This is a genomic window from Ruegeria sp. AL3, assembly GCF_056536065.1.
The window spans coordinates 257,626-272,253 of record NZ_JBQFJG010000002.1; the positions used below are offsets into that span (position 1 = coordinate 257,626).

Below are 14,628 nucleotides of genomic sequence, written 5' to 3' on the forward strand. Positions count from 1 at the left end.
CGTGTGCGGGCCCTTTTTTGTGCTGTGCGCGCCTGAAGTGCCGAACAACGAATGAGTTTACCTCGTCAGCGCAATCGAGCTCAGATCCATCACGCCCTGCCCTGCCTTCGCCACCCCACCACGCTGAGACAGGCAAACAAGACTGCGGCGACGCAGACAATCGATGGCCCCGCCGGAGTATCGAACACATAAGCTGCCCGTAACCCCGCAACCGAGGAAATCGCGCCTATTGCTGCTGCTATCAAAGCCATTGATTCGGGCGATCGGGCCAGATTTCGTGCCGCTCCCGCGGGAATGATCAGCATCGCCGCAATCAGCAATACCCCCACGACCTTGATCGCAACAGCCACGGTTACCGCCAGAGACAGAGTCAGAATCAACTGTTCCCGCCTCGGGTCGAACCCACTGGCATAGGCCAGTTCCTCATTCAATGTGGCCGTCAAAAGCTGAGCCCATCGCCAAGCGATCAGCGCCACGACAAGCGCCGCGCCGCCCCAGATCACAAGCAGATCCGAACGGGATACCGCAAGAATATCGCCGAACAGATATGCCATCAAATCAATACGGACGCCGGACAAAAACGAAACGGCGACCAGACCGAAAGCCAAGGCGGAATGCGCCATAACCCCCAGCAGCGTGTCCATCGCATAGCCACGACCCGCCAACAAAGTGACCGTCAGCGCCATAATCAACGCAACAGCCAGCGCACCGGTGAAGATCGATATCTGAAAGGTCAGTGACAGGGCCACGCCCAGAATCGCGGCATGTGCGGTTGCATCACCGAAATACGCCATGCGGCGCCACACTACGAAACATCCAAGAGGTGCCGCCGCAAACGCAACGCCAATACCTGCAAGCGTTGCACGCATCATGAAATCGTCAAGCATCATTCCGCCGCTTCCTGAGGATCTGCATCATGGTCGTGGTGGTGATCATGCTCGTGCCGGTACAGGGCAAGCGCACCGCCTGTTCCCGTTCCGAACAAGGCCCGGTATTCGGGTGCCGAAGCGACCACCGCCGGCGATCCTTCACAGCACACATGGCCGTTCAGACAAATCACCCGGTCCGAGGCGCTCATGACCACGTGCAATTCGTGACTGATCATCAGGATTGCACATCCGGTTTCGCGGCGCACGGCCTCAATCTGCTGATAGAAACTCGCCGATCCGCGCTGGTCCAGCCCCTGGGTTGCCTCATCCAGCAGCAGGAGGTCAGGCTGGTTGATCAACGCCCGCGCCAGCAACACACGCTGAAACTGCCCGCCGGACAGTTGCGACATCTGACGTTTCAACAGATCCGGGACGCCCGCTTTTTCCAATGCCTCGACGCACTGACGGCCGGAGACACGGTCGGTCAGTCGCATGAATCTCTCGACCGAGATTGGCAACGTGGGATCCACGTGCAGTTTCTGCGGCACGTACCCGATCTTCAATCCGGGTTTCAGCGATACATGCCCGGCACTTGGCCTGGTCGCACCGATGATGGCGCGCAACAGGCTGGTTTTGCCCGACCCGTTCGGCCCGACGATGGTGACGATCTCGCCGGGTTCGACAGCCATGTCCACATGGCTGAGAACAGTGTTTGAACCATAGCGAACACTGAGATTCTCGACTGAGACGAGCGTCATTTTCAGGCCTTTTCGGTGCAGTCGGGGCAAAGTCCCTCGGCTTCTACAACCGTTCGCTCGATCTCGAAACCCGCTGCGCGCGCAGCGGCACCCAGAACACCTTTGGCCGGCGTGGACTGCGCCTCGGCAACAGCATCGCATTTTCTGCAAATCATGAATGCCGGCGAATGCGACGCGCCGGGATGAGAGCAGGCAACAAATGCATTCAGCCGCTCGATCTTGTGAACGAACCCGTTTTGAACAAGGAAATCAAGCGCCCGATAGGCGACCGGAGGTTGAGACCCGAACCCTTCCTCTCGCAGGCGGTCAAGAATTGCATAGGCACCAAGGGCCCGATGCTCTTGCAGCAGCATTTCCAAGACCTTGCGACGAACCGGCGTCAGGCGCAGCCCCTCGCCCTTGCAGCGCGCCTCGGCGGATACCAACGCAGTTTTGACGCAACTCTGATGGTCATGTTCCTGAAACCCGACCGGGGCCGCCTCATCGACAGAGACAGGATTCGTATCGCTTGTCATGTTATTTCATATCATGTATTGCCACTCGTAACGTTATAAAATCACACAGAGGGTCTGATGTCCAGAAAGCTTCTTCCAGTTTCGATCACGGTTGCATTGATGGGAGGAACGGCCATCGCGGACGTTCCGAACGTCGCGGTCGATATCGCACCGATCCACTCGCTCGTTTCCCGGGTTATGGACGGCGTCGGAACACCGGCCCTGATCGTCGCACCCGGTGCCTCGCCTCATGAATACAACCTGCGCCCGTCCGAGGCGGCCGCATTGCAGGATGCCGATCTGGTGTTCTGGTTAGGAGAAGACCTAACACCTTGGATGGAAAGTGCCATCGAAACCCTTGCCGACAGTGCGACGGTCACGTCCCTTCTTGACGCGGATGGTACGGTTCTTCTGGAGTTCCGCGAAAGCGCTGTTTTCGAGGCACACGATCATGGCAGCGAAGACGAACATGATCATGATGATGAGCACATCGAAGACGACGGGCACGATCACGATGATCATGAACATGGTCACGACGACCATGCAAAGGATGATGACCACGAGCATGATCACGACGACCACGCCAAGGATGATGATCACGGTCACGAAGAACATGCAGATCACGAAAAGCACGATGAGCATCATGATCACGCGCATGGCGCGCACGACCCACATGCGTGGCTTTCACCGACGAATGCAGAAACCTGGCTGAACCTGATCGCCGCGCAGCTGTCGTCTGCCGACCCGGACAATGCTGGTGCATATTTTTCCAATGCCACAGCCGCGCGCGCTGAAATGGCCGCGCTGTCTGAACAAGTGGCCGAGACGCTTGGACCGGTTCGCGGAGGAAGCTTCGTCGTATTCCACGACGCCTACCAGTATTTCGAGGATGCATTTGACTTTCCGGCCGCAGGTGCGATTTCCATCGCCGACGCCGCGGACCCGAGCCCGGCTCGTATCGCCGAGATTCAAAGCCGTATCCGCGAAGAAGGTATCAAATGCGTTCTCGCCGAGCCGCAGTTCAACCCCGGCATCGTCAAAACCGTGCTGGACGGGACCGAGGCCAAAACGGGCGTAATCGATCCGCTGGGCTCTGATCTGGAACCCGGAGCCGATCTCTACCCGCAAGTCATTCTTAACATGGCGAGAACCTTGGCCGAGTGTCTCTAGCCCTGTTGCAAACCCGGCTCAGGTTGAGAAACTGGCCGGGTTCAACCTTTCAGGAGACGGGGCGGATCAACTCGGCGACCGAAAAAAACGGCAACCTCTTCATGCTCAACGGCGGTGCCAGGGAAACCGGGCACTGCCGCCTCTTCGATCAAGCGTGTTGCAACCAAACAAACCTTCAGGAACACGTCGCAATCACCAACGTGCTTGTCGGATCGCCTCGGAAACTGATTGGTCTCGCGCCTTGAGAAGTTCTTTCAGGAAGGTGATTTCAAACCCAACCTTTTCAGGGCTGCCTCCGCGGCCCGCGTCCACCGTTCCCGTAGGGCAGCGTTGGTGCTGTGGCGCAGGCCAAGTGATCTCAGATGCTCAAATCGTTTCGGGTCATCCTTCCCGAAAGACACCGCTACGCGTGGCCACCAATAGTCCACTGCGTCTTGCATGTCTTGCGACTCTCCGTTTTCAACCAGCTTCACGGCGCCTTCCAACGCCAGTTCGCCGTGATGTGCCTCGATCGGTGCGATCTGCCGGAAAGCCTCGGCCAGTGGCTGGTAAGAGACGGTCGAGAACTCGGCCAGTTGCTCAGCCACGGCACGGCTCATCAGCAGGTTCATGACGACGGCATCAGTCCAACCGGAAATCGGATAATTGAACACCGCAAGCCGCATGTCATGTTCGCTGCGGGTTGCGCCGATATCCGCTTTTCGATCCAACCGGGCAGTCCACGGGTGATGCGTGGCATAACGATCCGTGTCGGCGCCGAACTCACCCATGATTTTCAGAACCCGGTCCGCATGGTCCGTCTTTTCCAGCACGATCTTCGCCGCCGCGATGCGTTCCTTTATGCCGGGGCCCTGGTTGATGACATCAGCAAAGCCTGCGGCACCTGCGAGTTCGCTGTCCACAAACGTAGCCATCAGTTTCATCAGCTCGGCGCGGTAACGCGGGGGTACGTTGGTCGGATTGGTCAGCACTCCGCCTGCGGCCAGATAGCTGTCAAGTGTCATGGCGTCGGTCATTGATCCTCTCCCTTTACTGGTCGTAGTCCACGACCACGCGGTCGGTCACCGGGTAAGCCTGACAACTCAGCACGTAACCTTTTTCGACCTCGTAATCTTCCAGCGCGTGGTTGGCGAGCATCTCGACTTCGCCCTCAAGAACACGGCAGCGGCAGGTTGAACAGACCCCGGCCTTGCAGGCGTAAGGTGCGTCCATGGCATTTTCCAGGGCGGCATCCAGAATGGACTGATCCTTCGGCAAGGTGACGGTCTGCGTCGCGCCGTCCAGTGTGATCGAAGCACTGGTCTGGTTTGCCTGCGTGCCTGCGTCGGCCGCGTCTGCCTTGCGTCTGGCCCGACCCGGCTGGGCGCTGGCGAAGAGTTCGAACTTGATCTGGCTGTCCTCAAGACCGTGTTCCCGCAGAGCGGCGGCAATACCCAGCATCATCGGCTCTGGTCCGCAGATGAATGCGGTGTCTGCATTCTTGACATCGATCCAGTGCTTGAACAGCTCGCGGCATTTTTCCTGCGTCACCAGACCGGTGAACAGATCAATCTCCTGCGCGTCGGTTTCCAGAATGTGGATGACGTTCAGCCGGCCCATATAGAGGTTTTTCAGATCCTCCAGTTCCTCGCGGAACATGATCGTGTTGATGCCCTTGTTGGCATAGATCAGCGTAAATCGGGATTTGGGTTCGCGTGCCAACGTGGTTTTGAGGATCGACAAAACAGGCGTGATCCCCGATCCGCCGGCGAAGCCAACGTATTGTTTTTCCGCATCCGCATCGATGGGCACGTGAAAATTGCCCATGGGCGGCATTGCCTGCACGACGTCACCTATGTTGAGCTCTTCATTTGCCCAGCTTGAGAACGCGCCACCCTCGACGCGTTTTATGCCAACCTGAAGAACACCGTCATCCTTGCCGGCACAGATGGAGTAGGAGCGGCGCAGTTCTTCACCGTCGAATTCGCGCCGGAACGTCAGGTACTGGCCGGCGGTGAAGTCGAACTGTTCCGCTGCGCCGTTAACAGGTTCAAGCGTAACGACAACCGCATCGCGGATGGTTTTGTGGATGTCGGTGACTTTCAAGTCGTGAAAACGTGCCATCCGGTGCTCCTCCTCAGATGCACTTGAAATAGTCAAAGGGTTCCAGACAGTCCGCGCAGCGCCAATGGGCCTTGCACGGGGTCGAGCCGAACTGGCTGACCTTTTCGACTGCTTTACTGCCGCAATGGGGGCAGCGATCCGGGCCGCCCGCGGGTTGCGGCGGCGCAATTCCATAATCTTCCAGCTTGGCGCGGCCTTTTTCGCTGAGCCAATCGGTGGTCCAGGCGGGTGAAATGCTGGTTTCTATGCGCAGATCCCCGATGCCGTGATCGCGCAAGGCGGTTTCGATATCCATACTGATGATGGATGTCGCCGGGCAACCGGAATACGTTGGCGTGACGGTTACGACCAGCGTATCAGCGTCCCAGCGCACATCGCGCACAATGCCCAAATCCACGACGGAAATCACCGGGATTTCGGGATCGGGCACGGCATCCAGCCAGCTCCATATCTGGTCAGTCGAGACCCGCATCCGCTTTTACCACTTTGCTCCGGGATAGGCGCGTTGCAGCCATTGCATCTGCGTCAGCAGATGGCCCAGATGTTCGGTATGCATGCGCCCGTTGCGGCCGCCTTTATGGGCAAAACGGCTTTCCGGAATGGTCAGCGTCGCCTGATTGAGGACCCGCTCAACCAGAGCGTCGTATTCCTCTCGCAAATCCGCCGGGTTCGGCGCGATCCCTGCGGCGACCATCTGGGCGTCCACCTCGTCGCTGGCAAACATCTCGCCCACATAGGGCCACAGGTAATCCAGTGCGTCCTGCATCCGTGCATGACTTTCCTCGGTTCCGTCGCCAAGCCCGACAACCGTGTCGCCCGAACGTTCCAGATGGTAGGTCACTTCCTTGCTGGCCTTGGCGGCGATTGCCGCGACCCGCTCGTTCGAGGAAGCCATCAGCCGCCCCAGCATGATCGAGTGCCACGCATCGAACAGGAATTGACGCATCAGCGTACGGCCGAAATCGCCGTTCGGCACCTCGACCAGCAACACGTTGCGGAAATCCCAGGCGTCGCGCAGGAAGGCCAGATCGTCGGCGCTTTTGCCACCATCGGCCTCTCCGGCAAGGCCCAGCCACATCTGGGTCTGACCAATCAGGTCCAGCGCGGTGTTGGCCAGCGCTATGTCTTCTTCCAGAACCGGCGCATGGCCGCACCACTCACTGACACGATGGCCGAGGATCAGGGTGTTGTCCCCCATCCGCAGCAGGAATTGCAGAAATGCCTCGTCCCGGGTCATCACATTGCCCCCACTTCATCGGGAATGTCGAAGAAAGTCGGGTGGCGGTACACTTTGCTTTGGCTTGGTTCGTACAGCGGGCCTTTGTCGCTGGGCGACGAAGCCGAGATGTTGTTGGCTTCGACCACCCAGATCGAGACGCCTTCGTTACGGCGGGTGTAAACATCGCGCGCGTTCTTGATTGCCATTTCCGCGTCAGGGGCATGTAGCGAACCGACATGTCGGTGGCTCATCCCATGCTGACCGCGGATGAAGATTTCCCACAGGGGCCATTCGGTATTCATCGGGTATCCTCCTCAGGGTAAGCTTATTCAGCAGCCAGATTGCCGGCCTGTTTCTTGCGGGCGTGGGCCAACAGCCCGTCACGGACCCACTTGCCGTCGTCCCATGCCTTGTTGCGCGCGGCCAGCCGATCCACGTTGCACGGGCCGTTGCCCTTGATCACGTCAAAGAATTCCGACCAGTCGGGTTCCGTAAAGTCGTAATGCCCCCGCTCTTCGTTCCACTTCAGATCCGGATCAGGGATTGTCAGACCCAGATATTCAGCCTGCGGCACGGTCTGGTCGACGAATTTCTGGCGCAGCTCGTCATTGGTGTTGATCTTGATCTTCCACGCCATCGACTGGGCCGAATGCACCGAGTCCTTGTCGGACGGACCGAACATCATCAGTGACGGGTACCAGAAGCGGTTCATCGCATCCTGCGCCATCTTGCGTTGCTCGGGCGTACCTTCGGCCATCTTGCGAATGGCATCGTAACCCTGACGCTGGTGAAAGCTCTCTTCCTTGCAGATGCGGATCATAGCTCGCGAATACGGCCCGTAGGACGTTCTTTGCAGCGGCACCTGGTTCATGATCGCCGCCCCGTCAACCAGCCACCCGACGGCACCGATATCGGCCCAGTTCAAGGTCGGGTAATTGAAAATCGACGAATATTTCATGCGGCCATCCAGCAGCATCTCGGTCAGTTCATCGCGGCTGACACCCAACGTTTCGGCGGCACAATACAGGTAAAGACCGTGCCCGGCCTCGTCCTGCACCTTGGCGAGAAGGATCGCCTTCCGCTCCAGCGTCGGCGCGCGCGTGATCCAGTTGCCTTCCGGCAATTGGCCCACAATCTCGGAATGAGCGTGCTGTCCAATCTGACGGATCAGCGTCTTGCGATACCCGTGCGGCATCCAGTCCTTTGGCTCGATCTTGATGTCCGCGTCGATCCGCGCCTGGAATTCAGCAAGCTTGTCCGGATCTTCATTCGACGCTTCGGATTCTACCATCTGAGCATACATGTCCCGTCTCCTCCGTTACACGCGTTCAAGTATAAGGGCCGCACCCTGCCCGACACCCACACACATGGTGCACAGGGCATAGCGCCCGCCGGTACGTTTCAATTGATAGGCCGCGGTCAGCACAAGACGCGCACCGCTCATGCCAAGGGGATGGCCCAGCGCTATTGCGCCACCGTTGGGGTTCACGTGGGGCGCGTCGTCGGGAAGACCCAGCTCGCGCAAGGTGGCAAGGCCCTGTGACGCAAACGCCTCGTTCAGTTCGATCACGTCCATCTGATCCACGCTCAGTCCTGCGCGGGCCAACACCTTGCGGCTGGCCGGCACCGGGCCGATGCCCATCACACGTGGTGCAACACCCGCAACCGACATGCCAACCACACGGGCCATCGGGGTCAGGCCGTTCTTGGCTGCTGCGGCCTCATTCGCCATCAGGATCGCCGCCGCGCCATCATTCACACCGGACGCATTTCCCGCCGTCACGGTTTTGTCGGGCCCGTTCACACCTTTCAGACCCGCGAGTTTTTCTGCCGTAGTTCCCGGGCGCGGGTGCTCGTCCGTATCAACGACAATCGGATCACCCTTGCGCTGGGGAACCGAAACCGGGGTGATTTCGTCCTTGAACACCCCAGCCGCATGCGCGGCGGCCCAGCGGGACTGGCTGCGCGCGGCAAAGGCATCCTGGTCTTCCCGGCTGATACCATAATCTTCGGCGACATTGTCGGCCGTTTGCGGCATGGAATCGACGCCGTATGCCTGCTTCATCTTCGGGTTCACGAAACGCCATCCGATCGTGGTATCGTACACCGCGTTGCTGCGGGTGAACGCCGAACTTGCCTTGGGCATCACGAACGGCGCACGGGACATGCTCTCCACGCCACCCGCAATGGCCAAATCATAGTCGCCCGCCTTGATGCCGCGCGCCGCCATTCCCACGGCATCCATGCCACTGGCACACAGACGGTTCACCGTCGTTCCCGGCACTTCAATCGGCAAACCCGCCAACAGCGCCGCCATACGCGCAACGTTTCGGTTGCTCTCGCCCGCCTGATTGGCATCGCCAAAGATCACGTCGTCAACACTGGCCCAGTCGACCTGAGGGTTGCGCGCCTTCAATGCCGCCAACGGCAAAGCAGCCAGATCATCTGTGCGGACCGTCGAAAGCGCTCCTCCGTAGCGCCCGATCGGAGTGCGCGTCGCGTCACAAATGAAAGCGTCCATCTTAGAGTACTCCTGTTCCCATGGAACAATATCTACCGTCTGGTCGGTTAATAAATCTTCCCCTGATTCGATGCAAGTCTTATGTTACTCAATCTTCTTATGTGCCGTACATCTTGTAACATTAAATGTGACTACTGACCAAAGAGGTTTTCTTGACTGCAAAAAAGACGACGCAGCCCTTCTTAACAATGGCAGGACATCCGGCAGCTCACCCGAACTTTGCCCCGCTGTGGGTCAGTCCATCAGCTCGGCTTCCAAGCTCGATAGCGAGGGGCGCGGTAGCCTGTCCAACAAGTGCGAGACAGCTTCTCTGCATGCGGCGCCTTTCCAGTCGTCCGGCAGGAAAACCGGTGGCAGGCTTGGGTGGCGCAGAACGATACGTCGCCAGGCATGCACCACCAGTACGCGCAGAACCGCCGACCGCATCGGGTCGCCCGCCCCCTCTGCGGGCAAAAGCCGCTCAACAACCTGAATGGCATCCCAGAATTGATCATAGGCGGTTTTCAATGGCTCCGGCCCGCACAGGTCGCGAAGCCAGTTCGGGACGGACATCGTGTCGCTCTCGAAACCCAGAAGCTCTTCAAGATCATCCGGCATCGGCCCGGGCGCCATGGCCGTGGACGCATTCAGCGAGAAGTAATCCCCCGTCAGCATCAAGTCCGACAATTCCTTTCGGGAACTTTCCGAGTTGCTGGCGATGAGGACATGCCAGATATCCGGCATGTTCGGGTCGCGGGAATAGATACGCGGTGCGGCTGCAACGCTTTGACGGCGGCCAAAGCTGGTCAGCCTGTGCACACTGTTCCGACCAACCCGCGTGCTTTCAATCCAGCCTTCCTTGCGCAACCGATGCAGGGCAACACGCGTGGCCTCGGCCCTGATCCCCGCCAGACGCGTAAGCGCCGTGATGAGTGATCCACTGATCTGATCTGATCCATCCTGCGCCAGATCGCCGAAAATCGTGACCAGAACAGACCACACACGCTGGGTGCTTGTCGTGGTCAGCCGGCTGACACAGGTTTCAAACCAATCTGGAGCGGTATCTTTCATTTGGGCAGTATAATCAGGCCCGAGGGAATTGCCATCCGGCCCCGCGCGCCCGGTTTCGTACAGGGCCAGGATTTCGGCAACGGGATCGGTTCAGTCAAGCGTTATCGGGCAAGACAAATGATCGGCCGAGGCAGCGCCAGCTGCGCGCGGCCCGCGTTGCGTGCCGCTCTATTTGAAATGCATGTCACGTTTGCGGTTGCGAGTCCGTTTCGTGGCCTCGTCCGAGCCATCATGATAGGTTCCGAACCACTTGTCCCAGGGCATTTCTGCGTTGCCGTAATTGCATTCGTAATACCGGTGATGCAACTGGTGGAAAAACGCCCCGATCAACAACGCCTGACGGTCTCGCGCCCAGATGGCCTCGTACCCGGAATGAGACGAGGCGGCGCCCAACATCAGCCAATACCCCAGAAAGATCATGTGCACCGGGTTGCTGGGCAGTACCAGCACGATCAGGATGGCACTGAGATACCCCAAGGCCTCGACCGGATGCATCGACATGCCCGACCATGGGCCGGTGTTGACGTTGCGGTGATGTACGGCGTGAACATGTCTGTAGATGAAAGGCTGGTGCAGAAACAGATGCACGACGTAGAAATGAAAGCTCTGCCAGATCGCCAGGATCGGAAACAGCAGCACGAACCAGACCGGATGCGCCGTGAAGCTGAGCGTGGCGATATAATTGTTGGCGTACATCCAGCGCAGAAAACACTCCAGCATCGACAGGAACGTCGCGCCAAAGACCATCGAATGGTAGATGTTGTCCCAGGTCTGATAGCCGAACTTATACAAAGCATTCTTGCGCTTCATGTAAGGCCGTGGGTCGTATTTCAGCAGCTTTCCCTGCCCGTCGACCCCGTAGAACCACATGTGCAGACCACCGGCGACGATCAACAGCAGCACCCAGTTCCGAATGAACACCCATGACATCCAGCCCGGGGCAAACGAAGCCTGCCCGGCATCTACGGGTTGTACCAAGAAGGCCACAAGGAAGGCCAAGGCCAGAAAGATCGAGCGGTCCGAAAACTGAAGCCAGTTCTGCCAAACCCATTTCGCCAGGACGCCGATTTTCGGCGGCCAGTTCCAGTACGGGGCGTATTTCACCGGCAAGTCCGGGTGCCAATGCCATTCGCGGCTCATGGGGCCGGGCTCGGGCGGTGCGTTGGTGGTGTCCTGAGGGTTCGCATCTTGGATCGTCACGTGATTGTCCTTTCCTGATTAAAGTCACCTTTTTCAGGACCAGGCCGGTGGCGGCTCGTAAGGATATTTGCGGGACGGCCGACGATACATGATGTGACCTATTCGTGGAACGGGCGGTGGTTACCGAGCGCCTTGCGCGACCTGCCCCGCCGATCTGGTTTCTTGGGGGCACGAAAAACGGCCAGACGTTTCAGCCGATTTGCTTCAGGCGTGATGCAGGATCCGCCCTAGTCGGTGAATGCAACGGCGCAAGAATGATGATCCGCCATACTGTAGATCCGTTTCCTGCCCGCCGCGCACCGCCCTATTCGGCGGCCTTCAGGTCAGATCCTTGCGGGATCACTTCGTAACCGGGCTCTTCGGGTTCATCGTCCAGCATTTCCGATGGGAACCCCGGCGCGCGGATATCCAGCCCGGTTTTGTCTTCGAGCCGGCGGATGATGTTGGGGGAAAACTCACGAGGGCCGTATTTCTCGATCCCGTCCTTGAAAATCTCGATCATCAGCGGATTGATCTCCAGCGGCACCCCGGCGCGATCCGCCACCTCCTGAAACAGGCCGATATCCTTCAACACCAGGTCCATCGTGAACGAGATATCACGAGATCCGTTTAGGATGACCTGACTTTCGGTTTCATGCACGAAGGATGTTCCCGAACTGATCTTCATTGCCTCATACGCCGTATTCAAATCCATTCCGGCGGCCTTGGCGACCACAAGCGCCTCTGAACAGGTGATCAGGTTTGCAGTGGCCAGATAGTTGGTCAGCACTTTCAGTACCGAAGCAGATCCCAGTTCACCGGTATGAAGGATGCGACGCCCCATCGTGGTCAGAAAGGGCAGAATACGTTCGAACGTGGCGCGATCACATCCGGCAAAAATCGAAATGTTGCCGGTATCCGCCCGATGACACCCGCCCGAGACCGGACAATCGACGGCAGCGCCACCGCGTTCCTTCACCATCGCACCTAGACGCTTGACCTCAGCTTCATCCGTGGTGGACATCTCCATCCAGATTTTGCCCTCGGTCACTTCGGGCAGCATGTCCTGCATCACAGCGTCCGAAGCCGCCGGAGAAGGCAGGCAGGTGATCACCGCATCACAATCCCGCATCAGTTGTGCCGGATTCTCGGCGGCCTTTGCCCCGCAGTCGACGAAACCTGACACCAGGTCAGAGTTCAGATCATGTACGGTCAGATCAACGCCATTGCGCAGCAAACTGCCGCTGAGTTTCCCGCCGACATTTCCAAGGCCGATAAATCCAACTTTCATACCTGCGTTCCCTTTCCGGTGGCCAATCATAGGACCAGCGCTGTTTTTCCCTGATGAAATCTACGGGCGTTGAATGCAGCGTGTAAAACGAATAAATATCGCCGGTATCCATAAAATTTTTTGGTGCTGGAAATGTCAAAAACGCCCAATCTGGTCTGGCTGCGGTCTTTTGACTGTGCCGCACGGCATATGAGCTTTACTGCTGCGGCAGAAGAGCTTGGCATCACCCAGACGGCCTTGAGCCTGCACGTCCGCTCATTGGAAGCACAGCTGGGCTGCCCTTTGTTCTTTCGTGCCGCGCGCAACCTCAGCCTGACAGAGGTCGGGCAGGCGTATGCGTTTTCAGTTCGGCGCGCCTTGGGCGATATCGACCTGTCAACCGCAAGCCTGTTTGGCTCCAGCCACAAGCATGAGCTGGTCGTGCGTGTGCCGATTTCCACGGCCAGCTTGTTCCTTGCCGGCAGATTGCCTGAGTTTTCACGCGCACACCCGGGTGTATCGATCAGGTTGGTTTCAAATATCTGGGCAGAATCCGCGGGCAGGGAAAACGTCGATGTCGAGCTGCGGTTGGGAAACGGGGAATGGAACGACGGGCCGTTCAGCAAGATCTCGGACGAACGTATCGTTCCGGTTGCAGCCGGATCACGAGATCGGAAATGGCCTTCGACGGAACAACTGCTGGTCAAACCCCAGATACAGATTTTGGGATTTCAGGACATGTGGCACCGGTATTTTTCCGCTTTCGGCACAGAGTATTCTCCTGCGGCGTCTTGCTTCACCGTGGACACGACAATTGCCGCCGTGGACATCGTGGCGGAAGGTGGAGGATACGCGGTAATCCTTGAGCGCTTTGCCAGAACCGCAATCAAGGCCGGAAGGTCCATCGCGATAGTCGGGGACGCCATTCCAATCGAACAGAGCCATTTCCTTGTCGATGGTCAGAGATCAAACGCGAACTCTGCTGCCAAACAGATGTTTGAAACCTGGCTCAAACAGATTTTCGCTTGAGATGTGCCTGCGGGCAGTGAGTTCGATCTTGTGTTTTTCCCAGTTACGCGCGTGCCCGCGTCTGCTTGCTGATCCAGTTTGCAAAAACTTGAACGGCGTCGTTCTTCTGACCTGTTGGCGTTGCGATATAATAGGCGCTGTTCGACGTGTTGGCGATCTGGCCGATTTCGGTCAGAACGCCGGACGCCAACTCTTCTTCAATCAAATACGAGGGCAGAACGGCGGCACCCAAACCGACGACGGCGGCCTCGATCAGCATCGAGAACTGGTCAAACCGCATCCCCGGAAAAACCGCCCCCGAATCCAGCCCGAGTTGAGAGTGATAGGTAGACCACAGCTCGGGGCGCGAGGTCAGATGCAAAAGCGGCAGTTCAAAGGTTTGCGCACGGGTGTCCAGCCTGTGACGTCTCAGCAGCGCAGGTGCTGCCGTGACCACCAGATGCTCGGGGAACAACCTGCGCAATTGCGCGCCCGGCCAATCCTCCTGCCCGAAATGGATGGCCAGATCCATACGTCGTTCTTCAAGGCTGAAAGGCGTCGTGTAAGAGTGCAGATCCAGTTCGATTCCGGGATGGCGCGTTTTGAAATCCGGCAGGCGCGGCACCAGCCACCGTGTCGCAAAGGTGGGCAGGACGGCCAGGGTCAAAAGCGACGCACCGTCTCCGGCTGCAATCGCACGGTTGATCGTGCCGCTGAGACGTTCAAGATCACCTGCCAGCTCGTCCCGCAAGGCCCGCCCCGCTTTGGAAAGGCGCACTGCGCGTCCAACCCGCCGAAACAACGTAACGCCAATCGCGGCCTCAAGCTCTCGGACCTGACGGCTGATCGCGCTTTGCGTCACGCCAAGCTCTTCGGCCGCCATGGTATAGCTTTCATGGCGCGCGGCGGCTTCGAAACTGCGCATTAGGGCCAGAGATGGCAGTGAGTTGATCCGGGGCATGGAACTCATGAGTTTTAGTCACTGAA

At 58.5% G+C, this 14,628-nt stretch carries 16 protein-coding genes; 2 read left to right on the top strand and 14 right to left on the bottom strand.

Annotated features, from left to right (window positions below; all coding sequences use genetic code 11):
- Positions 1–89 precede the first annotated feature (89 nt).
- From ACR3E6_RS17610 to ACR3E6_RS17620, 3 genes are read right to left on the bottom strand one after another with little or no spacing between them, the layout of a single operon-like run.
- A complete protein-coding gene (locus ACR3E6_RS17610) occupies positions 90–887 on the bottom strand; it encodes a metal ABC transporter permease (protein WP_480489149.1) in 798 nt (265 codons plus the stop codon).
- Positions 887–1,627: a metal ABC transporter ATP-binding protein gene (locus ACR3E6_RS17615; protein WP_171723877.1), complete on the bottom strand. Its 741-nt coding sequence runs from the start codon at positions 1,625–1,627 to the stop codon at positions 887–889. The genes ACR3E6_RS17610 and ACR3E6_RS17615 overlap by 1 nt, the downstream gene beginning before the upstream one ends.
- 2 nt (positions 1,628–1,629) lie before the next feature.
- Complete coding sequence (locus ACR3E6_RS17620) at positions 1,630–2,142, bottom strand: Fur family transcriptional regulator (RefSeq protein ID WP_171119062.1); 513 nt, start codon at positions 2,140–2,142, stop codon at positions 1,630–1,632.
- 57 nt (positions 2,143–2,199) lie between these two features.
- On the opposite strand from ACR3E6_RS17620, the gene ACR3E6_RS17625 reads away from it, so the two are divergent.
- The gene (locus tag ACR3E6_RS17625) at positions 2,200–3,291 is read left to right on the top strand and encodes a zinc ABC transporter substrate-binding protein (protein ID WP_171723878.1); all 1,092 of its coding nucleotides are present in this window, start codon (positions 2,200–2,202) and stop codon (positions 3,289–3,291) included.
- Between the two features lie 254 nt (positions 3,292–3,545).
- On the opposite strand, the gene ACR3E6_RS17630 is transcribed toward ACR3E6_RS17625, so the two are convergent.
- The 10 genes from ACR3E6_RS17630 to ACR3E6_RS17675 form a co-directional block, all read right to left on the bottom strand.
- The gene (locus tag ACR3E6_RS17630) at positions 3,546–4,307 is read right to left on the bottom strand and encodes a Phenylacetic acid catabolic protein (protein ID WP_480488456.1); all 762 of its coding nucleotides are present in this window, start codon (positions 4,305–4,307) and stop codon (positions 3,546–3,548) included.
- Between the two features lie 13 nt (positions 4,308–4,320).
- Entirely contained in the window at positions 4,321–5,394 is a 1,074-nt protein-coding gene (paaE, locus tag ACR3E6_RS17635; RefSeq protein WP_480488458.1) for a 1,2-phenylacetyl-CoA epoxidase subunit PaaE, read from the bottom strand.
- A 13-nt stretch (positions 5,395–5,407) separates the two neighbouring features.
- Positions 5,408–5,866, bottom strand: coding sequence for a 1,2-phenylacetyl-CoA epoxidase subunit PaaD (gene paaD / locus ACR3E6_RS17640; protein WP_171118426.1), 459 nt, complete (start codon positions 5,864–5,866; stop codon positions 5,408–5,410).
- Between the two features lie 6 nt (positions 5,867–5,872).
- Positions 5,873–6,631, bottom strand: a complete 759-nt coding sequence (gene paaC / locus ACR3E6_RS17645) for a 1,2-phenylacetyl-CoA epoxidase subunit PaaC (RefSeq protein ID WP_480488460.1) — start codon at positions 6,629–6,631, stop codon at positions 5,873–5,875.
- A complete protein-coding gene (gene paaB, locus ACR3E6_RS17650) occupies positions 6,631–6,915 on the bottom strand; it encodes a 1,2-phenylacetyl-CoA epoxidase subunit PaaB (RefSeq protein ID WP_171118424.1) in 285 nt (94 codons plus the stop codon). Before paaB ends, paaC begins: the two co-directional genes overlap by 1 nt.
- Before the next feature lie 23 nt (positions 6,916–6,938).
- A complete protein-coding gene (gene paaA / locus ACR3E6_RS17655; RefSeq protein ID WP_171118422.1) occupies positions 6,939–7,916 on the bottom strand; it encodes a 1,2-phenylacetyl-CoA epoxidase subunit PaaA in 978 nt (325 codons plus the stop codon).
- Positions 7,917–7,931: 15 nt separating this feature from the next.
- Positions 7,932–9,134: a 3-oxoadipyl-CoA thiolase gene (gene pcaF, locus ACR3E6_RS17660; RefSeq protein WP_480488463.1), complete on the bottom strand. Its 1,203-nt coding sequence runs from the start codon at positions 9,132–9,134 to the stop codon at positions 7,932–7,934.
- A 234-nt stretch (positions 9,135–9,368) separates the two neighbouring features.
- Positions 9,369–10,184 carry a PaaX family transcriptional regulator C-terminal domain-containing protein gene (locus ACR3E6_RS17665; protein ID WP_171232340.1) on the bottom strand — a complete coding sequence of 272 codons (816 nt, stop codon included), beginning with the start codon at positions 10,182–10,184 and terminating at the stop codon, positions 9,369–9,371.
- Positions 10,185–10,352: 168 nt separating this feature from the next.
- Positions 10,353–11,384 (bottom strand): sterol desaturase family protein, encoded by a 1,032-nt coding sequence (locus tag ACR3E6_RS17670; protein ID WP_480488465.1) that lies wholly within the window; start codon positions 11,382–11,384, stop codon positions 10,353–10,355.
- Positions 11,385–11,688: 304 nt separating this feature from the next.
- The gene (locus tag ACR3E6_RS17675; protein ID WP_480488467.1) at positions 11,689–12,654 is read right to left on the bottom strand and encodes an NAD(P)-dependent oxidoreductase; all 966 of its coding nucleotides are present in this window, start codon (positions 12,652–12,654) and stop codon (positions 11,689–11,691) included.
- A 132-nt stretch (positions 12,655–12,786) separates the two neighbouring features.
- On the opposite strand from ACR3E6_RS17675, the gene ACR3E6_RS17680 reads away from it, so the two are divergent.
- Positions 12,787–13,662: a LysR family transcriptional regulator gene (locus tag ACR3E6_RS17680; RefSeq protein ID WP_171723884.1), complete on the top strand. Its 876-nt coding sequence runs from the start codon at positions 12,787–12,789 to the stop codon at positions 13,660–13,662.
- Between the two features lie 43 nt (positions 13,663–13,705).
- On the opposite strand, the gene ACR3E6_RS17685 is transcribed toward ACR3E6_RS17680, so the two are convergent.
- The gene (locus ACR3E6_RS17685) at positions 13,706–14,611 is read right to left on the bottom strand and encodes a LysR family transcriptional regulator (RefSeq protein ID WP_480488469.1); all 906 of its coding nucleotides are present in this window, start codon (positions 14,609–14,611) and stop codon (positions 13,706–13,708) included.
- Positions 14,612–14,628: the final 17 nt, after the last annotated feature.